Origin of the sequence: Ruficoccus amylovorans, assembly GCF_014230085.1 — a bacterium.
GTDB classification, from domain to species: Bacteria; Verrucomicrobiota; Verrucomicrobiia; order Opitutales; family Cerasicoccaceae; genus Ruficoccus; species Ruficoccus amylovorans.
In genome coordinates, this window is sequence record NZ_JACHVB010000020.1 from 246,992 (window position 1) to 268,178 (window position 21,187).

The 21,187-nt window shown below is 60.9% G+C and carries 15 protein-coding genes and 1 tRNA gene; 9 read left to right on the top strand and 7 right to left on the bottom strand.

Annotation, left to right across the window (positions count from 1 at the left end):
* Positions 1-156: 156 nt before the first annotated feature.
* Positions 157-2,010, top strand: a complete 1,854-nt coding sequence (gene ilvD, locus H5P28_RS07525; protein WP_185675093.1) for a dihydroxy-acid dehydratase — start codon at positions 157-159, stop codon at positions 2,008-2,010.
* A gap of 320 nt (positions 2,011-2,330) precedes the next feature.
* On the opposite strand, the gene sthA is transcribed toward ilvD, so the two are convergent.
* Entirely contained in the window at positions 2,331-3,746 is a 1,416-nt protein-coding gene (gene sthA / locus H5P28_RS07530; RefSeq protein ID WP_185675094.1) for a Si-specific NAD(P)(+) transhydrogenase, read from the bottom strand.
* 241 nt (positions 3,747-3,987) lie between these two features.
* Between sthA and H5P28_RS07535 the strand changes: the two genes are divergently transcribed.
* The 4 genes from H5P28_RS07535 (at position 3,988) to galE (ending at position 10,366) form a co-directional block, all read left to right on the top strand.
* A complete protein-coding gene (locus H5P28_RS07535) occupies positions 3,988-5,034 on the top strand; it encodes a TVP38/TMEM64 family protein (protein ID WP_185675095.1) in 1,047 nt (348 codons plus the stop codon).
* A gap of 135 nt (positions 5,035-5,169) precedes the next feature.
* A complete protein-coding gene (locus H5P28_RS07540) occupies positions 5,170-6,069 on the top strand; it encodes an ABC transporter substrate-binding protein (RefSeq protein WP_185675096.1) in 900 nt (299 codons plus the stop codon).
* Positions 6,066-9,236: a PAS domain-containing protein gene (locus H5P28_RS07545; RefSeq protein ID WP_185675097.1), complete on the top strand. Its 3,171-nt coding sequence runs from the start codon at positions 6,066-6,068 to the stop codon at positions 9,234-9,236. The genes H5P28_RS07540 and H5P28_RS07545 overlap by 4 nt, the downstream gene beginning before the upstream one ends.
* A 137-nt stretch (positions 9,237-9,373) precedes the next feature.
* Positions 9,374-10,366 carry a UDP-glucose 4-epimerase GalE gene (galE, locus tag H5P28_RS07550; RefSeq protein ID WP_185675098.1) on the top strand — a complete coding sequence of 331 codons (993 nt, stop codon included), beginning with the start codon at positions 9,374-9,376 and terminating at the stop codon, positions 10,364-10,366.
* Between the two features lie 263 nt (positions 10,367-10,629).
* On the opposite strand, the gene H5P28_RS07555 is transcribed toward galE, so the two are convergent.
* The 4 genes from H5P28_RS07555 to H5P28_RS07570 all read right to left on the bottom strand — a co-directional run bounded on the left by H5P28_RS07555 (position 10,630) and on the right by H5P28_RS07570 (position 15,270).
* Positions 10,630-11,739: a DegT/DnrJ/EryC1/StrS family aminotransferase gene (locus tag H5P28_RS07555; protein ID WP_185675099.1), complete on the bottom strand. Its 1,110-nt coding sequence runs from the start codon at positions 11,737-11,739 to the stop codon at positions 10,630-10,632.
* A 240-nt stretch (positions 11,740-11,979) separates the two neighbouring features.
* The gene (locus tag H5P28_RS07560) at positions 11,980-12,567 is read right to left on the bottom strand and encodes an HNH endonuclease (RefSeq protein ID WP_185675100.1); all 588 of its coding nucleotides are present in this window, start codon (positions 12,565-12,567) and stop codon (positions 11,980-11,982) included.
* Positions 12,568-12,802: 235 nt separating this feature from the next.
* Positions 12,803-14,716 carry an amidophosphoribosyltransferase gene (locus H5P28_RS07565; protein WP_185675101.1) on the bottom strand — a complete coding sequence of 638 codons (1,914 nt, stop codon included), beginning with the start codon at positions 14,714-14,716 and terminating at the stop codon, positions 12,803-12,805.
* A gap of 200 nt (positions 14,717-14,916) precedes the next feature.
* Entirely contained in the window at positions 14,917-15,270 is a 354-nt protein-coding gene (locus tag H5P28_RS07570) for a hypothetical protein (RefSeq protein ID WP_185675102.1), read from the bottom strand.
* Positions 15,271-15,557: 287 nt separating this feature from the next.
* On the opposite strand from H5P28_RS07570, the gene purQ reads away from it, so the two are divergent.
* Genes purQ through purL form a run of 3 tightly spaced genes read left to right on the top strand, consistent with a single transcriptional unit; the run spans position 15,558 to position 19,077 of the window.
* Positions 15,558-16,226 carry a phosphoribosylformylglycinamidine synthase subunit PurQ gene (purQ, locus tag H5P28_RS07575; protein ID WP_185675103.1) on the top strand — a complete coding sequence of 223 codons (669 nt, stop codon included), beginning with the start codon at positions 15,558-15,560 and terminating at the stop codon, positions 16,224-16,226.
* A gap of 3 nt (positions 16,227-16,229) precedes the next feature.
* A complete protein-coding gene (locus tag H5P28_RS07580; RefSeq protein ID WP_185675104.1) occupies positions 16,230-16,658 on the top strand; it encodes a hypothetical protein in 429 nt (142 codons plus the stop codon).
* Positions 16,659-16,695: 37 nt separating this feature from the next.
* The gene (gene purL / locus H5P28_RS07585; RefSeq protein WP_185675105.1) at positions 16,696-19,077 is read left to right on the top strand and encodes a phosphoribosylformylglycinamidine synthase subunit PurL; all 2,382 of its coding nucleotides are present in this window, start codon (positions 16,696-16,698) and stop codon (positions 19,075-19,077) included.
* Positions 19,078-19,296: 219 nt separating this feature from the next.
* Here the strand turns inward: purL and H5P28_RS07590 are convergent, their stop codons facing one another.
* On the bottom strand, positions 19,297-20,319 hold the full coding sequence (locus H5P28_RS07590; RefSeq protein ID WP_185675106.1) for a formylglycine-generating enzyme family protein: 1,023 nt from the start codon (positions 20,317-20,319) through the stop codon (positions 19,297-19,299).
* Positions 20,320-20,379: 60 nt separating this feature from the next.
* Here H5P28_RS07590 and H5P28_RS07595 point away from each other — a divergent pair, with 60 nt between their 5' ends.
* Positions 20,380-21,018, top strand: coding sequence for a hypothetical protein (locus H5P28_RS07595; protein WP_185675107.1), 639 nt, complete (start codon positions 20,380-20,382; stop codon positions 21,016-21,018).
* Positions 21,019-21,101: 83 nt separating this feature from the next.
* On the opposite strand, the gene H5P28_RS07600 is transcribed toward H5P28_RS07595, so the two are convergent.
* Positions 21,102-21,176: transfer RNA gene (locus H5P28_RS07600), tRNA-Arg, on the bottom strand.
* Between the last annotated feature and the right edge of the window lie 11 nt (positions 21,177-21,187).

The following is a 21,187-nucleotide window of genomic DNA, read 5'->3' on the forward strand; positions in this document are numbered from 1 at the left end:
CGGCGCCCTTTCTGACCGCACGGAGCGCCTCTTCGCAGTCGGTGAACCCCTGTGCAGGCACACCCTGATACGGTTCGCCCGGCGGCAGCTTTTCCTTTTCCAGAGTTGTCTTGGCGGCTAAAATGGGCTTTTGTATCCCATTAGCCCCTTTCAAAAATGCCAGCATACAGATCCCGTACCACCACCCACGGTCGCAACATGGCCGGAGCCCGCGCCCTGTGGCGCGCCACCGGCGTCAAGAACGAAGACTTTGGCAAGCCGATCATTGCCATTGCCAACTCGTTCACCCAGTTCGTGCCCGGACACGTCCACCTGAAGGATCTCGGCCAGCTCGTCGCCTCGGAAATCGCCAAGGCCGGCGGCATCGGACGCGAGTTCAACACCATTGCCGTGGACGACGGCATCGCCATGGGCCACGACGGCATGCTCTACAGCCTGCCCAGCCGCGAAATCATCGCCGATGCGGTCGAGTACATGGTCAATGCCCACCGCGCGGACGCCCTGGTGTGTATTTCCAATTGCGATAAAATCACCCCCGGCATGCTCATGGCCGCGCTGCGCCTGAACATTCCCACGATCTTTGTCTCCGGAGGCCCGATGGAGGCCGGCGTCACCGTCATCAACGGCGAGACACGCAAGCTCGACCTGGTGGACAGCATGGTGGCAGCCGCCGACGCCAATGTCAGCGACGCCGAGATTGACGCCATCGAGCAGAACGCCTGCCCGACTTGCGGCTCGTGCTCGGGCATGTTCACCGCCAACAGCATGAACTGCCTGACCGAGGCCCTCGGCCTGAGCCTCCCCGGCAACGGCACCGTCGTGGCCACCCACAAGGACCGCGAAGGGCTTTTCCGCGAGGCCGGACGCCGTATCGTCGAACTGGCCAAGGCCTACTACGAGCACGACGACGAGAACGCCCTGCCGCGCAACATCGCCACCTTTGAGGCTTTCGAGAACGCCATGAGCCTCGACATCGCCATGGGCGGCTCCACCAACACCGTGCTTCACCTGCTGGCCAGCGCCCAGAGCGCGGAGGTGGACTTCACGATGGACGACATCGACCGGCTCTCGCGCAAGGTGCCGTGCCTGTGCAAAGTCGCCCCCAACACCCAGAAGTACCACATTGAGGACGTTCACCGTGCCGGGGGCATTATGCGCCTGCTCGGGGAACTCGACCGCGGCGGCCTCCTGCACCGCGACATCCCCACCGTCCACTCGGCCAGCATCGGCCAGGCGATTGACTACTGGGACCTGCGCAGCAAGGCCACCGAGAGCGCGAAGAAATTCTACTCCGCCGCCCCCGGCCGCAAACGCACCACGAGCGCCTTTTCACAGGAAGCCCGCTGGGAATCCCTCGACACGGATCCGGCAAACGGCTGCGTGCGCGACGTGGAGCACGCCTACTCCAAGGACGGCGGGCTCGCCGTGCTCAAGGGCAACATAGCTCTCAACGGCTGCATCGTCAAAACCGCCGGGGTGGATGAATCCATTCTCAAGTTCACCGGGCGTGCCCGCGTCTTTGAAAGCCAGGACGCCGCCGTCGAGTCTATCCTCACCGATCAGGTCGTGGCCGGTGATGTCGTCGTCATCCGCTACGAAGGTCCCAAGGGCGGCCCCGGCATGCAGGAGATGCTTTACCCGACCAGCTATCTGAAGTCCAAGGGCCTCGGCAAGCAGTGCGCGCTCATCACCGACGGACGCTTCTCCGGCGGCACGAGCGGACTCTCTATCGGCCACGCCAGCCCCGAAGCCGCCGCCGGTGGTGCCATCGGGCTGATTCGCGAAGGCGACACCATCGTGATCGACATCCCGGCCCGCACGATCAACGTCGCCATCAGCGACGAGGAACTGGCCCAACGCCGCGCCGCCGAAGACGCCAAAGGCCCCGAAGGCTGGAAGCCCAAGCGCAACCGCGTCGTCAGCACCGCGCTGCAAGCCTACGCCCTCCTGACCACCAGCGCCGACCGCGGCGGTGTGCGCGACCTCAACCAGCCCGGCCTCTCCCGGTAGTCATACCGTTTTTTAAAGAGTAGTTATGAGGTTTATGCGAGAGGGCGTTTTTTGGAAAAAACACCCTCTCGCGCTCTCCCCAAAAAACTTTTAAGACGGAACTTCGTTCCTTCAGAAGGACGGCAAGCCTCAAGGTCCTCGCATAAGTGCTTGGGGCAACTCTCTTTAGATGCTCTCTGGGATTGCTGCTTTCAGCACTGCTGAAAGCAGCAATCCCAGACGCGATGCGGTAGCATCGAAAGTGCAGACTTCGTCTGCCGCAGGGTTTGGGGGCGCGGAGCCCCCAAAATATCTAGCAAGGACTCTGGGAAGGGAGGGCACTAATTGCCGGTGGGCTCGTCCATGTAGTGGCCTTCGATGAGGGCGTTGTAGGCCGCGTACTTGTAGAGTTCGTGGAGGGTCGGGGTATTATAGACCCGGCTGACGATGCGCCCGAGCGTGTCCTCGTTCTGTACGAGGTCCATGCCGTAGTGGATCAGCTCGGTGGCGATTTTCCCAAAAATGTGCACGCCGAGCACCTTGCGGGTCGGGCGGTCAACGACGAGCTTGAGCAGGCCTTCCTTGGCCCCGATGATGCGGCCCCGGGGCATGTCGCGGTAGCGTGCGCGTCCGATGCAGTAGTCGATTTTTTTCTTCTGGGCCTCGTCCTCGGTCATGCCATAGACGCTGACTTCGGGGATGGTGTAAATGCCGTAGGGGAACTGCTCGCTGATCTTTTCGTCGCCCCAGAAGTTGAACATGTGCGTCACGGCCACACGGCCCTGGTCCATGCTGGTGGAGGCCAGCGCGGGGAAGCCGATCACGTCACCGGCGGCGTAAATGCTCGGCACCTTGGTGCTGTACTTCTCATCGACCACGATGTTCTGGCGGTTGTCAATCTCGACGCCGAGGGCTTCCAGCCCGAGGTTGTGCGAAGCGCCACTGCGCCCGGCGGCATAGAGGAACATGTCCGCCTCGATGGGAGCGCCGTTGGTCAGTTTGGCGTGGACGTTGGAGGTGTGCTCTTCGGGGAGGATTTCGACCTGCTCGATACGGCTGCCGAAGACGAACTCGATGCCTATCTTTTCCATGTCGGCCGTCAGTTCGCGGCAGATCTCGCGGTCGAGGAAGCCAAGGATTTCCTCGTGGCTGTTAACGAGCTTCACCTTCGTACCCATGACGGCGAAAATGGTCGCGTATTCACAACCAATGACACCGGCCCCAACGATGACGATGCTGCGGGGGATGCGGTTGATATTCAGGATGGTGTCCGAGTCGTGGACAAACTTGCCGTCAAAGGGGATGCCCGGAGGCTGGAAGGGATAGGAACCGGTCGCCACGAGGATAAACTCACCCTCGATCTCGGCGGCATCCTTGCCCTCAATCACCACTGTGTGCGGGTCCTTGACTGTAGCGGTGCCGATGTAGGTGTCGATGTTGTGCAGCTTGAAGTTGGCGGCTATGCCCTGTTCCTGCTGTTCGACGACCTGGTTCTTGCGGAAAAAGAAGTCGCGCACATTGGCGGCGCGTTCCAGCTCCTTGTCCACCCCGAAGAGACCCCGTTCGTTCAGGCCCGAGTAGTACAGCGCGGTTTCCTTGAGCGTTTTGGAAGGCAGCGTGCCGGTGTTGGTACCCGCGCCGCCCAGGTCGGCCCGCTTTTCGACGACCGCGACCTGCTTGCCATAGTAGGCGGCCTTGACCGCCGCTTTCTCCCCGGCCGGACCGGAGCCGATGATAATCAAATCGTATTTTTTCATGAGAGAAGTAATCAAAGGGAAAGAAGTGAACGTGACCGATACACTTGCCTAATCTCAGGCTCGCTTGCAACCCTTTAAGCTTACGGCGGAGCAATCCCCGGAAAGCCTCATGGTCAAAAAACGAAATCAAGAAATCGCGGTGGCAAAGGCGCTACCCACGGGTAAACATCAGGCGAATTTCCGAAGCTGACGGTCGGGGACGCTCAACAAAACAAGCGTCAACGGCCTGATTGATATTCGCATGCAGTTCGCGCAGGTCGGCTCCGTTCGCCTGGATGAACTCGGTCAGGCAGACGGCTTCGTAGCCGCCGCTTTCCTGAGCCATAACTTCAAATATCAATCCCATACACCCTCTCTTAACCACCAGTACCGGGCAAACCCACCGTTATACGTCCTTTGCCGTGAAGAGCCGACAGCCTGCCAGATTTTGGTAAAAAAAGCCAGCCTGAAAAAATGTCTCACCTTGGGAGTTGGTAAAAAGCCCCGTCTATTTCAGATCTTTCCGTTCTGTAATTTTTATGGGAAAAGTGTTTGGCTTAATTCCCGCAACTCTATAACAGCTAAAAACTTGCCGATGAGTTCGCACGAACGCCCGCCAAAACCAACCATCATCACCGTCCTGCGGTTGCTAATCGGGATCGGTGTCATTCTGGCTGTTGTGCTGGCCGGAAAGGAGCTCGCCCCGCATTTACCCGTAGCTGAGAAGTGGATCGAAGAGCAGGGCATGCTGGCACCGGTCTATTATATTCTGCTGTTGAGTGTGCTCACGTTCTTGTGTGTTCCGCTGGACCTGATGCTAATTGCCGCCGGCATGATGTTTTCGCTCGGAAAGGGATTTTTATACATCGTCACCGGGCTGTATCTCAGTCAGAGCCTGATCTTCTGGGTGTCGCGGCTGTTTCTGCACAAGCACGTCCAGCGCCTGGTAGCCCGCAAGCCCAAGCTGCGCAAGCTCAACGCCGTACTCGACCAGCAAGGAATCAAGCTGCTGGTGCTGATCCGCCTGGCACCGATCCCGGCCTCCCCTGTCAGTTATCTGATGGGGGCGAGCCCGATGAGTTTCCGGCACTTCAGCATTGCCAATCTGGGACTGCTTCCGATGGCCTTTGTCTCGCAATACCTGGGCTACGCGGCCATCCATGCCACCCGCACGACATATTCTCCCCACCACGTTTTCAATCTCCACGATGCCGTTACCTACGGCGGATTGCTTATCGCCGTCGCCGTCGTTGGCTTCATCGGCCACCTCGCTCATAAAACTCTTAATGATGTTGAAGAGAATGCTTAAATAGCATTCACTAAATAATACTTTCCATAAAGCCTTCTTATGGAAATATTCCGTCACTCCCTCCAGATGAACCGAATATTTGCCCTGATATTCGGCTTGGTGGCTGTTATGCTATCGAGTTGCAGCCGACCGGACATGCCAGTCGTCAAGCTGGCTATCAATCATTGGCCCGGATACGAGTTCCTGTTTCTGGCGAAGGAAAAACACTATTTCGAGAAAGAGGGTGTCCGGGTGCAACTGGTGGAGTTTACTTCGCTGCCGGATGTACTGGAGGCGTATCAGTCCGGCGATGTGGATGGGATGGCTTGCACACTGGTCGAGACCCTGGCTGCGGCCGGGCAGGCCAGACGGCAGCCGCAGATTTTTCTGGTGACCGATTATTCAAACGGGGGCGATGTCATTCTGGCCCGAAACGAGATCCGCATTCCGGACGGACTTTCCGGGCTGGCCGTTGCCTGTGAGAGCAACCATCTCGGAGGCTATATGCTCTATCGAGCCTTGCAGAAATACAATCGCACCCTGGCTGACGTGAAGCTTGTCAATCTCGACCAGACCGAGATGGAAAAAGCCTTCCGCAAAGGCGAGGTCGATGCGGTGGTTGCCTATCCCCCTGTCTCGACCAGCCTCCTGCGCGACGGACAGGCGCAAGTCATCTTTTCCAGCGCGAATATACCTGGTGAAGTACTCGACGTGCTCGTGGCCGATAAATCTCTCATTGATGGCAAGCCGGACGCGGTCAGGGCCATCATTCGCGCCTGGGGCCGGGCCCACAAGTTCCATACGCGTAACCGCGAAGATTCCCACCAGATCATGGGACGTCACATGGGGCTGATGCCAGAGGAGTTTGCCCAGATATTGGACAAACTGAAGCTCATTGCTCCCGACGAGCAAGTCCCTTACTTCGAGCCTGAGAACGGACGCTTACTTGAAATCGCTCGCAACACTCACGGCATTCTGCGGCAGATGGGATCATTGAGCGGAGACTTGGATATTTCAGTCCTGATCGCTCCCGCCTCCCTTCATCCAACCCCATGAAGTCAAAGTCCTCCAGCCGTCCCCGGGGCCTGACGCTCTGGTCGAAGCTCCTCATACCGCTCGTGTTGATCGGTGTCATCGGGGGCCTCATTGGCATCGCCTGGAACAAGCTTTTCATCCGCGAACACCTCGGGGAAGGTACTGCCTATCAGGCGTCAGTCATGGCCTCCGCCGTCCGGCAGAATTTTTATCTGGAGAGCAGCGCAGAGAAACGGATTCGCGCGGTCAACCGCTTTGCCGCCGAAGATGGTGTGGACCGTATTGTCGTCGTTGCCGGGAGCCCGGCAGTCATCGTCGCTTCCTCCGAACTCTCACTGATCGGCAAGTCCATTAACGAACTGGAACCCCAGGCTGTGGATATCCTCAGGAAAACCATGAACTCGGGACTGGGCCAGCAGAGCCACCCCGAGGAGGAACGGCGTTGGGGCTTCACCGAGGCCTTTGCCACCTCCCTGCCCGGTCGCGATGAACTGGTGCCAGCCGCCGTCCTCGTGGATATCGACTCGATGGCGATCAAGGCGCAGCTTGTCGCCCTAACCAGCAAGATGATTCTCCTGTGGTACGGCGCGATGACGCTGGTCATTGTGCTGACCTTCATCGCGGTGGACCTGATCGTCCTGCGCCCGACCAAGCAGATCACTGAAGCCATCGACCGGCAGGCCGAAGGGGACAGCCATGCCAAGGCTCCCGTACTCGCCAACGATGAAATCGGCGAAATGGCCCGTCGGCTCAACCGTATGCTTGAAAGCCTCTACGAGGCCCAGCATCTCACGCGCCGCCTTTCCATGGTTGCCGCGCGCACCATTAACGGCGTAGCCATCACGGACGCCGAAGGACGGATCGAATGGGTCAACGAAGGTTTTACCCGGATCACCGGCTACACCTTGCATGAGTGTCGAGGCCGCAAGCCGGGCGACTTCCTCCAGGGCAAGGATACCGACCCGGTGGCAGTCGATCTCATGCGCACAGGCATCCGCAGCCAAAGCGGTTTCAATGTAGAGATTCTCAACTACAACAAGAACGGCACCCCCTACTGGGTCAGCATCGAGACCCAGCCCATCCACGACGATCAGGGGCGGCTCTCGGGCTTTATGGCCATCGAGGCAGACATCACCGAGCGGGTCGAGTCCGACAAGGCGATCAAGGAAAACCAGGAGCGCTGGGACCTCGCGCTTGAGGGTAGCCGGGACGGAGTCTGGGACTGGAACCTCCAGACCAACGAAGTCTTTTTCTCCGCCAACTGGGCGCGTATGTTCGGCTACGACCGGGAAGACATTTCCAATCGCTTCGAGGAACTGACGAGCCGTATTCATCCCGACGACCTCCCCCGCACCATGAATGAGGTGCGCCGTCACTTTGCCCGCGAGACCCGGATCTACGAGTGCACCTACCGCATGGTTCGCAAGGACAAATCTGTCTGCTGGGTGCTCGACCGCGGCAAGGCTGTCTTTGACGCCAACGGGCGGCCCTACCGGATGATCGGCACCCACACCGACATCACCCAGCAGATGGAGCGCGAGGAGGAACTGCGCAAGGCCAAGAACAAGGCCGAGGAGCTTAACGCCAAGCTCAAGGAAGTCGTCAAGACCGCCTGGGATTCCACCCTCGAAGCCAAGCGGGCCAACCAGGCGAAAAGCGCCTTTCTGGCGACCATGAGCCACGAAATCCGCACCCCGATGAACGGCGTGATCGGCATGACCGGGCTTTTACTGGACACCCCGCTCAATCCCGAGCAGCGCGACTACGTAAAAACCATCCAGGGCAGCGGCGAAGCCCTCCTGACGATCATCAACGACATCCTCGACTACTCCAAGATCGAAGCCGGCCGGATCGAGTTGGAAAAGCTCCCCTTCAGCATTGCGGACTGCATTTCCGAAACCCTCAACCTGCTTGCCCCAAAGGCGGACCGAAAAGGGCTCGAACTGACTTATTCCATCTCCGAGAATGTCCCGCACATCCTGATCGGTGACGCCACCCGGCTCAAACAGGTCTTGGTCAACCTGCTGGGTAACGCGGTCAAGTTTACCGAGCAAGGCCGCGTGGTCGTCAGTGTCGAAAGCGAACACCTTGGCAATCACCTGCACCAGATCCGTTTCACCATCCGCGACACCGGCATCGGCATCCCCAGGGACCGCATGGACCGGCTCTTTGATTCCTTCTCGCAGGTGGACGCCTCTACCAGCCGCCGCTACGGTGGCAGCGGCCTGGGACTGGCCATTTCCAAGCGGCTGGTCCGGCTCATGGGCGGTGATATTTCCGTCCTCAGCGAGGAAGGACAAGGCTCGACCTTCAGCTTCCATGTCCAGTTCCCGGCCAAGCCCAATCAGGGCACCATCAGCGCCGGGGACGCATCCAGCCCGCTTCAGGAAAAGCGTATCCTCATCGTGGTGGCCGATCCCATCGAGCGTGGTGTCATCAGCCGGGCAGCTGAGTCCTGGGGAATGAGCGCGATGAGTGTGGACTCCACCCAGGCCGCCTTTAACCTGTTGGAGAACCGCCAGCCGGTGGACATTATTCTGTTGGATTCGGACATCTCCCAGCTCAACAGCCCGGATATTGGACGAAAAATTCGCGCACTCCCTGGCCTTGGAGAAATACCCATAACACTCATTTGCTCGACCGTCTGCAATGGCTGCGCGGATGTCTTTCAGGCCGTCCTGAGCAAGCCGGTCAATATGCCGCTGCTGCGCACGCACCTGGAGCGTATCATCAGGTCGAGTCCGGCCTCACCGCCACCGGCACAATCCGCCCCTCCGCAAATAACGCTGGATTACGATACCGGGGTGCGCCAGCCCCTGCGAATCCTGCTGGCCGAAGATAACCTCGTAAATCAGAAAGTCGCCAGCCTGATCCTCAACCGCTTCGGCTACACCGTCGATATCGCAAACAACGGCAAAGAAGCCGTCGAAGCCGTTGCGCATACCCCGTACGAGGTGGTCCTGATGGACGTCCAAATGCCCGAGGTGGACGGCTATGAAGCCACTCGCCGCATCCGCCAGCAACAAAGTGCACGCCGCCCCTACATCATCGCCCTGACGGCCGGAGCCATGCAAGGCGACCGCGAGGCCGCGATCGAGGCGGGCATGGACGATTATCTGAGCAAACCGGTCAAGCAAAAGTCTCTGCTGGAGGCCTTGAGCCGTGCCTACCAGGCCATCCATACCTGATGCATCTCTCACAGGATCAAAATCGGTGCAGCGGTCGATGATGAGTGGCATTTCAGAGCGTGATAAGGCGGAGGTGTTTTTATTTTTTTCTCCGCTTACGGGTTGCGCAAAAGGAAGGCATTCCCCAATCTCGCGGCATGAAAGTACTTGTTGTGGGGGGAGCCGGTTATATTGGCAGCCATTGCGTGCGGCAACTCGTTGCCGCCGGGCATCAGCCGGTCGTTCTGGACAATCTGGTCTTTGGCCACCGTGCCGCGGTCGCCGGGAATATTCCGTTCTACACGGACAACCTCGGCGACAAGGAAGCCGTTCGGGCCATCCTCAAAAAGGAAGGCATCGAACTGGTCATGCACTTCGCCGCCTACGCCTACGTGGGCGAGTCGGTGGACAAGCCGCTCAAGTACTACGATAACAACCTCGTGGCCACCCTGCGGCTGCTCGAAACCATGCTGGAGGAGAACGTGAAAAAGTTCGTCTTCTCCTCGACCTGCGCCACCTACGGCGTCCCTGCCGGACTGCCCATTGTCGAGACGATGCCTCAGGCTCCGATCAACCCCTACGGCCAGACCAAGCTCGACGTGGAAAATGCCCTCAAGGCCCTCGCTCACGCGCACGGGTTGAGCTTCGCGGCCTTCCGCTACTTTAACGCCGCGGGCGCGGCGACTGATGGCTCCATCGGCGAGGACCACAACCCGGAGACGCACCTCATCCCGCTCATCATCGACGCGGCTCTGGGTAAGCGCGAAAGCATCAAAATTTTCGGTACCGACTACGATACGCCCGACGGCACCTGCCTGCGTGATTACGTCCACGTGGATGACCTTTCGCGCGCCCATATCGCCGTCTTTGACAAACTCGGCCACCCCGGCACCGGCCTTTTCTACAACCTCGGCACCGGCACGCCCTACAGCGTGCGCGAAGTCATAGACGCGGTGGAAAAAGTCTCCGGCAAAAAGGTCAAGGTGGTCGAGGATGTGCGCCGTCCCGGCGACCCGCCCGCGCTCTACGCTGACTCAAGCAAGGCCAAGACCGAACTGGGCTGGAAGGTCGAGTTCGACAGTGTGGAGAAGATTGTCGAAACCGCCTGGAACTGGCACTCGACCCATCCCAACGGCTTCGCCGACCGCTGACCGGGCTACTCCCGGTAGCGCTCCGGCTGGAGCAGCATACAGGGGCATTGCCCTCTGCGGATCCAGAACGGCTCCGCTCCCCGACAGCGTCCCTGACCCAGCAGGAGTCCAGAGCGTGTCGTTCGTCGCTGCCGCCTTCGGAACGGGATGTCTGCCTTTAGATCGTTTTTTTTATAACCACGCAGCGTCTTTCATCAGCCCAAGTCCAGAGCCTCATTTAAGAGCCCCGACAAGGCAGCCCACACCCAGGAAACGTCACGTGTCTACCCGAAGTAGGCGCGCAGGGCGGCGCAGACCGTGTCCTGCTGCTCCAGCGTCATGGTCGGGAACATCGGCAGGTTGACCGCTTCGCGGGCGGCGCGTTCGGCGGCGGGGAGGCTGCCCTCCTTGTAGCCCAGGTCGGCGTAGCAGGGTTGCAGGTGCATGGCGCGCGGATAGTGGTTGGAGGTGCCGACGCCCTGCTCCTTGAGCGTGGCAATCAGCTTGTCACGTTCGGGCGCAAGCACGGTGTAAAGGTGGTAAACGCTCTCGCAGCCCTCAGCCTCGCGGGGCAGTTGCAGCGGCAGTCCGTCGAGCAACTCGTGATAGCGGTGGGCCAGGCGGCGGCGGGCCTCGGTCCAACCTTCGAGGTTGGGCAGGAGCACACCGAGGACGGCTCCCTGAATCGCCTCCATCCGGTAGTTGTATCCGACTTCCTCGTGAAAATAGCGCACCGTCGAGCCGTGATTGCGCAGCGAACGGCCACGGGCGGCCAGCTTGTCGCAATCAGTCGTGAGCGCCCCACCCTCGCCCGCGCAAGGCAGGTTCTTGGTCGGGTAAAAGCTGAAACAGCCCATGTCGCCGATTGCTCCCACGCGCTTGCCCTTGTAACGGGCTCCGTGAGCCTGGGCCGCGTCTTCGATCAGCGCGAGATCATGCTTTTGGCAAATGGCCTTGAGCGCGTCCATTTCGCAGGGGTGCCCGTAAAGGTGGACGGCTACGATAGCCTTGGTACGCGGGGTGACAGCCGCCTCGACCGCTGCCGGGTCGATACAGAAAGTGGCCGGGTCAATATCCACAAAAACCGGGGTCGCTCCCTGATAGGACGCGCACCAGGCCGAGGAAGCGAAGGTGTAAGGGGTGGTGATGACCTCGTCGCCCGGCCCGATGTCGAGCAGGCGCGTAGCCAGGTGGAGTGCGGAGGTGCCGCTGTTGACCCCGATGCAGTGGGCCGACTCGCTGTAGGCGGCGAAGGCCTCTTCAAACGCTTCGACTTTCGGGCCGAGCACGTAATGGCACGAGTCGATGACTTCGGCCACGGCGGCGGCGATAGCCTCGCGGTGCGGGGAAAGCAGGGATTGAAGGTCCAGCGGCGGTACGAACGGTTGGCTCATAAAACCGCCCATTCTGACCGCCGACACCACTCCGGTCAAGGCAGGACAGGGCGAAGCCCTTGAACCGTGATCCTTCGGGTCACTGATGACTCTGCCAACGCGGAGTCATGGGCCACGCCGGCTCAAACGAACTTCGCCCATCCCGCGTCTTTAGAGGGCGAAACCTGCGGCAACATTACCATAGACAGTGACGCGCAGGGAGCCATGCCCCCTTGCTATCCAGCGCGGCCACGCGCCCGGCTACTTTAGGAAATACTCCCAACCGTCCTCGCGCTCATCTGCGGGAATGGTCTGGACAAAGGGCCGATAGCGCGGGCGGTCGGGCTTGCGGTTGAGGTGCATCCCGGCCTGGTGTGGCAGGCGGTTGGCCTTGCGGGTGTTGCACCTGATGCACGAGGTGACGATGTTTTCCCAGGTCGTGCGCCCGCCCATGTCGCGCGGTATAATGTGGTCGAGGTTCAGTTCGCGCTCGTGGAAATGCCCGCCGCAGTACTGGCACACGTGCCCGTCGCGCTCGAAGACATTCTGCCGGTTAAACTTCACTTCCTTGGTCGGCACCTTGTCGTACTGGCGAAGGAGCATGACCCCCGGCAGACGCAAGCGCAGCCGGACTGTATGGATGGCGTCGGCATCGTGTGCGGGCGGGTTGGCCAGCGAGTAGTCGATCCACTGCTCGGCGTCGAGGATGTTGAAGTTTCCGTCCGAGGTATCAATCACCTGGGCGTGCTCCTGCATGAGGAGGCTCAGCGCCCGTTTGACGCCGACGATATTGACAGCTTGCCAGAGGCGGTTGAGAACCAAGACCCTTCTGGACAGCGTGTCATTCATAGGTTGGCACCTTCGATAAGCTGCCCCTGTGAATAAGTCAAAGAAAATCTTTCCCGTCACCGCATCGTGACAGTTTTTATGCGGGCTGAGCGCCTACCCGCTTTTTTTTCCCTCTGGGAATAACTCCTCCCGGCATCTCAACGCACCCACTTCCAAGAAAATCCAGTGTGCGACTTCCGGGGCAGCGGCCTTTCTGGCCGCGATGGGCAAGCATCGAGGGTGAAGGGCATGCCCTTCAGTAGCTGCGGCCTTCTTTTTTCTCGTAGTAGTAGATGTAGGCGCGGTTGACCACGGCCATGCCGCCGGGGGTCGGATAGTCCCCGGTGAAGTACCAGTCGCCGCTGTTGAGCGGGCAGGAGGCGTGGAGGTTGTCAATCGTCTGGTAGAGGACCTGAACCTCGCCTTTCCATCCGTTTTTCTTCGGTGTGACCAATTGCGCGATCTTGGCCGAAATCTGCTCGTCGGTGAAGGGCTCGTAAAGGCGTTTGACGCAATTGCGGACTTCTTCGGCGGGCTTCTCCAGCTCGCTCACGCACTCGGCGTAAATTTCCTGAAGAATGGCCTCGTTGCCGCTTTCGCGATTCAGCTCGACGGCGGCCTGGAAGGCGATGAACTTGCCCAGCTCGGACATGTCAATCCCGTAGCAGTCCGGGTAGCGGATCTGCGGAGCGGTCGAGGCGATGATGATCTTTTTCGGATTGGTCTTGGAAAGGATGCGGATGATCGAACGCTTGAGCGTCGTGCCGCGCACGATGGAGTCGTCCACCACCACAAGGTAGTCCTCGGGCTCCACCACCCCGTAGGTGATGTCATAGACGTGGGAGGCCATCTGCACGCGGTTTTTCTCCTGTGAGATAAAGGTGCGCAGCTTGATGTCCTTGTGGGCGATTTTTTCCATCCGCAGCCACTTATCGGCGAGGATTCTCTCAATCGCGTCGCGGTCGAGGCGGCCCTCTTCCTGGGCCTGGAGGATGTCGTCCACGTAGTGCTGGCGGCAGCGGCGGCGCATCTCATCGACCAGCCCGTAGTAGGCGATCTCGGCGGTGTTGGGCACGAAGCTGAAAACGCTGTGCGAGATGTCGCCGTGCACAGCCTCGATCACCTGGTCGGCGAGTGCTCCGCCGAGGGCCTTGCGCTCGGCGTAGATTTCCGGGTCATTGCCCCGGGAGAAGTAAATCCGCTCAAAGGAGCAACTGCGGCGCTCCAGCGGGACCATGACCTGTTTCTCGTAAAACTCGCCCGTGTTCTTGACCACGACGGCGTGGCCGGGGCGGACTTCGTTGACCTCGTCAGCGGTTTTCTCGAAAATAGTCATCAGGGCGACGCGCTCGGAGGCCATCGCCACGACCTCGTCGTCCTGGAAGAAATAGGCCGGGCGGATGCCGTGCGGGTCGCGCAGAAGGAAGGCGTCGCCGTTGCCGATGAGCCCGCCAAAGGCATAGCCGCCGTCCCAGTCGCGGGAGGCCTCGGCCAGGATGTCCGCCGGTTCGAGCTTTTGGCTGATGGTGCCCGCGATCTCATCATTGGGGACGTTGCGGTCGCGCAACTCGTGGTAAAGCCGGGTGTGCTCCTCGTCCAGATGATAGCCGATCTCCTCCAGCACGGTCTGGGTGTCGGTGTCGAAGATGGGATGAGCCCCGCGCCCGATCAGCCGCTCGTTAAGCTGATCGACATTGGTCATGTTAAAGTTACCCGCCAGCATGAGGTTGCGGGTCGGCCAAGGACTCTTGCGGAAATACGGCTGGCAAACGGCCTTGTCGTAGCCACCGGAAGTGCCGTAGCGCAGATGCCCGATGAGCACCTCGGCCCCGAAGGGCCAATGCTCCTTCACCGTCCAGGGGAACTCCGGCACGATGATGTTACGCTCAAGCAGGTCGTTGTAGAGCTTGAGCTGCTTGCTGATTACCTTGGAAATCGGGTTGCGGCTGTTATCGCGCTCGCGGAACATGTAGGCCTCGCCTGGGGGCATCCCGAGCTTGACCGCGCCGATCCCGGCTCCGTCCTGCCCGCGGTTGTGCTGCTTTTCCATCAGCAGGAACAGCTTGTTAAAACCCCACAGCACGCTCCCGTACTTCTCCTGATAGTAACTCAGCGGCTTGAGCAGCCGTACGATGGCGATCCCGCACTCGTGTTTGATCAACTCGGACATCGGAAGTAAAGCCCCGGAAGATTACCCCGCCCCGTCCACCTTGCAACGAAATAGACACATTTGCCCGGAGAAAACCCCGTATCCCGCTTCCAGTGGGGGTTCGCCGGGTTGATGGCGTGCCTGGGCCGTCCGCACCCGCGGCGCAAGGCCGCACGGGACAACGAGCAACCGGACCTCCGGCCCAGAACGGGCACTACTGCTCAATCCTGGGCGTAAACGCGGGTGTTTTCTTCGGGTTCCTCGTCCTTTTCCTCGAAGTCCGGAAAGAGGAAACCCGTGAACTCCTCCGCCGTGGTCGGGACCGAGCCGGTCCCCTCCATCTCGGGGCGGGACCAGGCAAGATGCCCCTCCTCAGCGCGGACGAGGAGCAGTCCCTCGCTGTCACGGAAAAAAAGTTCCGGGGCGGTGTGGGTGCCGAGCCCGATGGAGGATTCGCGAAGGTCTTCGAGCAGGTCGAGCAGATCGTCGGCGTCCACCCGGCGGGCAAACGGCTGGTCCCCCTTGCGGGGCGTGCGCATATCTTCCTCCAGATAGCGGATATTGACTTCAAGCATAGGGATAAAAAGGGAATGACGGGGGAAAGCCCCCTGTTACTAGAGTAAAGATACCCCTGTCCCCGACTCCAACAAGTCGAATCCCCACTTCCCGCGCAGGTTGACATTTTTTTGACTGCTTTGCCCCGGTATCGACACACGCGGTCACTCCACTGCCGTCCCAAGGGGGCCAACCATCGCTCTTTTATCATCCTTCCTGTTATATAAAGAACACGCCGGGCGCGGTGGGCAATTTTCATTCGGGTATAGACTGGACAGCGCGTGACGAATGCCGATGATGGGGCGCCATGCGGGTGGCAATCCTACAGTTTCCCGGCTCCAACTGCGATACCGACGCACTCCACGCCATGCGGGATGTGCTCGAAGTGGACGCCCAACTAGTCTGGCACAAGGAAGACTCCCTCTCGGGGTACGACGCGGTCGTGCTCCCGGGCGGCTTCTCCTACGGCGATTATCTGCGTTGCGGCGCGATCGCACGTTTCTCGCCCGTGATGGCGGCGCTGAAGGACTTCGCCGAGGCTGGCGGGCCGGTCATCGGCATCTGCAACGGCTTCCAGATCCTCTGCGAGGCCGGGCTCCTGCCCGGAGCGCTCGTGCGCAACACCGGACTGGAATTCCGCTGCCTGACCTCCGAACTGGTCGTCGAGGCCAGCAACGAGTACTTTAATCCGGAAAAACTCGGCTCGCGCATCCACATCCCCATCGCCCACGGCGAGGGTAACTACCGGATCGACGCCGAGGGACTCGAAAAGCTGGAGGCAAACAAGCAGGTGCTTTTCCGCTACGCGGAGAACCCGAATGGCTCCCTCAACGACATTGCGGGCATCCGCTCCGAGCGTGGCAACGTCATCGGCATGATGCCCCACCCCGAGCGCGCCGTCGAGGCGTTCATGCCCAGTTGCGACGGGGTGCCGGTCCTGCGGGCCTTCCTCGAACTGGCCGCCGTCGCCCCCTGAGTCATGCACCGGGGCATGGGATGCGCCGGGCTGGTCTGCGGGGTCTTCGGGCTGGCCGCCGGCTTGAGCGCGCTGTTTTTCAACTACTTCGTCTCGCCCGGGCTCGACTACGACAGCCCGCTCAACGACCTGACGACCGTCTTCTGGCTCTTCAACACACTCTTGATCGGGCTGGCCGTGTGCTTCGTCTCCGGCGGACTCATGATGAAGGACAGCCCCGCCGACAAGGCTCCCGCTCCCGGCGCACCGCCGCCGCTGCCCGTCAAACCCCAACCGGCCCCGGTAGCCTTTACTCCGGCCCGGTCGGTCCCCGCCCAACCGGTTCAGACGCCGACGCAGGCTTCGAGCGCTCCGCCCGCCCTTCCCTCCGAAGACGCTGCGACGGCTGCGTCGCCCACCACCGAACAAACGCCGCGGAATCCCTTGGGTTGACGTCCGCTGCCGCATTTTTCATTTTTTGAGCAAAACCATGTCCACGACTTCCGAACCTCTGCCACCGAATCCTGATCCGGTCCTGAACGTAGCCATCACGCCCGAACTGGTCGAAAAACACGGCCTCACGCCCAAGGAGTACGAGCTGATCAAGGAAATCATCGGCCGCGAGCCGAACCTGACCGAACTGGGCATCTTTTCGGTCATGTGGTCGGAGCACTGCTCCTACAAAAACTCGCGCCCCTTGCTGAAGACCTTCCCCACGCAGAAGGCCGACGCCGACTCGCCCAATCAGGTGCTGATCAAGGCCGGGGAAGAAAACGCCGGGGTCATCGACATCGGCGACGGCTGGGCCATTTGCTTCAAGATCGAGTCGCACAACCACCCCAGCGCGGTCGAGCCCTTCGAGGGTGCCGCCACCGGTGTGGGCGGCATTATCCGCGACATCTTCACCATGGGCGCCCGCCCGGTCCTGCTGACCAATTCCCTGCGCTTCGGCGACCTCTCGTCCGCCCAGTCCAAGCGGCTCTTCCGCGGCGTCGTGCACGGCATCTCGCACTACGGCAACTGCATCGGCATCCCCAATGTCGGGGGCGACGTGTACTTCGACGAGTGCTACGAGGGCAATCCGCTCGTCAACGCACTGTGCCTGGGCGTCCTGCGCCACGACCAGATCAAGCGCGGCGCGGCCAAGGGCGTGGGCAACCCCGTTTACTACGTCGGCCCGCCCACCGGACGCGACGGCCTCGGCGGAGCCAGCTTCGCCAGCCGCGAGCTTTCGGAGGAATCCGCCGCCGACCGTCCCGCCGTCCAGAAGGGCGACCCCTTCATGGAAAAGCTCCTCATCGAAGCCTGCCTCGAAATGATGGCGGTCGATGGGCTCGTGGTCGGCATTCAGGACATGGGGGCAGCCGGTTTGACCTGCTCCACCTGCGAAACCGCCGGACGTGGCGGCAGCGGGATCGAGATCGAGCTGGACAAGGTTCCTCAGCGCGAGACCGGAATGAACTCTTACGAAATCATGCTCTCCGAGAGCCAGGAGCGCATGCTCGTCATCGTTCAGAAGGGCCGCGAAAAGGAGCTGGAAGCGATTTTTGAAAAATGGGACCTGCACGCGGTCGAGATCGGCACCGTGACCGAGGGCGAGGACATGGTCGTCAACCAGCACGGCTCGCCCGTGGTCAAGCTCCCGGCGGCCAAGCTGGCCGACGAGGCGCCCGTCTATGTGCGCGAGGCGCAGGAACCCGCCTACATGGCCGAGTGCCGTACCTGGAGCGCCGACTCCCTGCCCGCCCCGGACAAGGCCACTCTCGAATCCGCCCTGGGCAAGCTGCTCTCCCACCCGACCATCGCCAGCAAGCGCTGGATCTACAGCCAGTACGACCACATGGTCATGACCGGCACCGTGGTTGAGCCCGGCTCGGATGCCGCCATCGTGCGCCTCCGCCTGGATGGCAAGAAGGAGAAGCTCATCGCCATCGCCAACGACTGCAACAACCGCTTCTGCTGGCTCGACCCGTACACCGGGGCCAAGATCGCCATGGCCGAATGCGTACGCAACCTGGCCTGCTCTGGCGCGCGCGCCTTGGCCATGACCAACAACCTTAACTTCGGCAACCCGAACAAGCCCGAGTCCTTCTATATGCTGAAGGAGTCCGTGCGCGGGCTGGCCGAGTCCTGCCGCACCTTCGACCTGCCCGTCGTGGGCGGCAACGTCAGCCTCTACAACGAGAACGTGAACCAGAAGATCGACCCCACGCCGGTCGTCTCGCTGGCCGGGATCGTGGACGACCCCGCGCACGTCACCACGCAATACGTCAAGGGCGCGGGCGAACAGCTCATCCTGCTCGGCGGCACCCCGGACGAACTCGGCGGCAGCTACTACCTGAAGATAATGCACGGGCTCAAGACCGGGGCCGTCCCCGCGGTGGACCTGGAGGCCGAAAAGACCCTCGTGGCCTGCGTGCTCTCGCAGATCGCCGCCGGTCGGGTCAAGGCCGCGCACGACCTCTCCGAAGGCGGCCTGCTCACCGCCGTGACTGAAATGCTCTTCGCTCCGGAAGCGACCTACGGGGCCAAGCTCGACCTTTCCGCTTTAACCGGCAAGACGGGTGCCGGGGTAGCCGCTGGAAGCGGCGTAGGGGGCAAAGCCCCCTCAGTGCCCGCGGGTGCAACCCGCCTGGACGCGCTCCTCTACGGCGAAAGCCAGGGCCGTGTGCTGCTGTCGGTTTCGCCGGACAAGGCCGAAGCCGTCCTCGCCGCCGCCAGGGACGCGGGTGTCCCCGCCTCCGTCATCGGCGAAGTCCAGACCGAGCCGACGCTCACCTGCCAGACGGCCGAAACGCTCTCCTGGGATGTCGCCTCCCTCCGTGACGGTTGGGAAACCACCATCGAAAAGGCCATGTCTCCGCAGGCCTGACCTTGGCGTTTCGAGCGTTTTTAAGTAGATTTAAGGATTATGCGAGAGGGTGTTTTTTGAAAAAAACACCCTCTCGCGCTTTCCCCTGAAAACTTTTGAAACGGAACGTTATTCCTTCGAGAGAATCGGTACTATCTTCGCTTGCCGGTTGTCTGACCACAGGTACTGGTCATTTTCTCTGTGTCCTCTGTGCCCTCTGTGGTTAATCCCAAAAACTGGCTACACGTCGCGGACGCAGCGGAAACCGCAATTGGTCGTGCCGGTATCGGGACCGTTTGAAGTGCGGGCGCCGACCCGGTAGCGATTGCAGTAGCTCTCGTGGCAGAGGAAGGAGCCCCCGCGCATGACTTTGTTTGTCCCGGAGAGCGGGCCGCGCGGATTTTCCCGCGTATCGGGGCGGGCGGGCACATGCCAGCGTGCATCGAACCAATCCCCCACCCATTGCCAGACATTGCCCGCCATATTGTAGAGGCCATAACCGTTTGCGCGGAAAGACCGGGCCGGAGCCGTCCAGGCGTAGCCGTCCTCGGCGGTATTTTTGTCAGGAAAATCCCCCTGCCAGATGTTACAGCGGTGCTTGCCCTCCGGGGTGAGTTCGTCCCCCCAGCAATACTTCTTGCGCTCAAGCCCGCCCCGCGCCGCGTACTCCCACTCGGCCTCGGTCGCAAGCCGCTTGCCCGCCCACTGGCAGTAGGCGATGGCGTCGTTCCACGAGACGTGGATGACCGGGTGGTCGAGGCGTTTTTTGATATTCGAGCCCGAGCCCTCGGGCTTGCGCCAGCAGGCTCCCTCAACAGCCACCCACCATTGCAGCCCCTGCACGGTCTGGGCCTTGAGCTTGCGCTGACGCGAGGCCGGGAGCTGCCCGGCGAAAACATAGGACCAGCCGTAACGCTCGGAATCCGTGCGATAGCCGGTCGCCTCGACAAAAGCGGCAAACTGCGCGTTGGTCACTGTGGTGACATCGATCCAGAACGGATCGACCCGCACCTGGCGCACGGGCCCTTCGCCGTCCTCGGGCCAGGCATCCTCGTCCTCGTTGCCCATCCAGAAAGTTCCGCCCGCGAGCTGGACCATGCCCTCGGTCGAGCCTGCGCGAGCCTCATGGATATTCTCCACCGCACCGCCTTCGCCCGGCGCCATGCCGGTGCGGCATCCATCCCCCAGCGGCAGGCTGACCTTGGGAAGTTCGGGGGCGGCGGAGGCCGGCGGGGCGCAACAGGATTTGGAACTCTCGGACATACGAACATGCCAATAAACTTAATTCTGGCCCCAGCGCAAACCTGCGTTAGCATTCATAATATGAAAAACGCGCTGCTCTTATGTTCGCTCCTCGGGTTTGTGATACTCTCAACCGGTTGCCCACGTCAGCCCGCAACCGCGCCGGGCGAATCGCCAGAGGGCTATGCGCTGCTCTACAACGTGGCCAGCCAGGAGCAGGACGTGGACAAGCTGCTGTGGATCAAAGAGCCGGGCCCCGAAATTTCCGCCTGGGTCAAGGAGATCGCCACCTTTAATAAAGAAGTCGCCACGCAGCTCCAGGCTTGGAAAAAAGATGGTTCAGTCGAAAACCTCGACAACCTCGCCCTCCCCCCCGCGGAAATGAAAGCCCGCGCCCGCGCCGCCAGCCAGACCACCGGCGATTTGCTTTTTGACACCGATACGGACCTGCGCGTGGTCATGATCTACTCCCAGCTCCAGTCGCTGGGCTATTGCTCTGACCTGTGCTACGCCATCGCCGAACTCCCCTACGGCAAACCCCACGCCGACACCTTGCACGAATGGGAAAAGCGCTATCACGAGATTCAGGACACGGGCTTTAAAATGCTCAAGACTGGCGCCATCACTGCAGCCACAGCATCCTCCAAAGACGCGACCAGCACTGATTCCTCATCTACCAAGAGCAACACAGGCTCCACTCACGGACCTTCACAGAACTAGGGCTGTTCAGATAAACGGAAAGAATGGGAAAGCGAGGAGTTTTTCGAGCCCGAGCTGAGACCTTAGCCCCAAGACCTTACCACTGGTACTCCCGCCGGGAGTCGAACCCGAATCTTCGGTACCGGAAACCGACATTCTATCCATTGAACTACGGGAGCAGCAGAAAAAG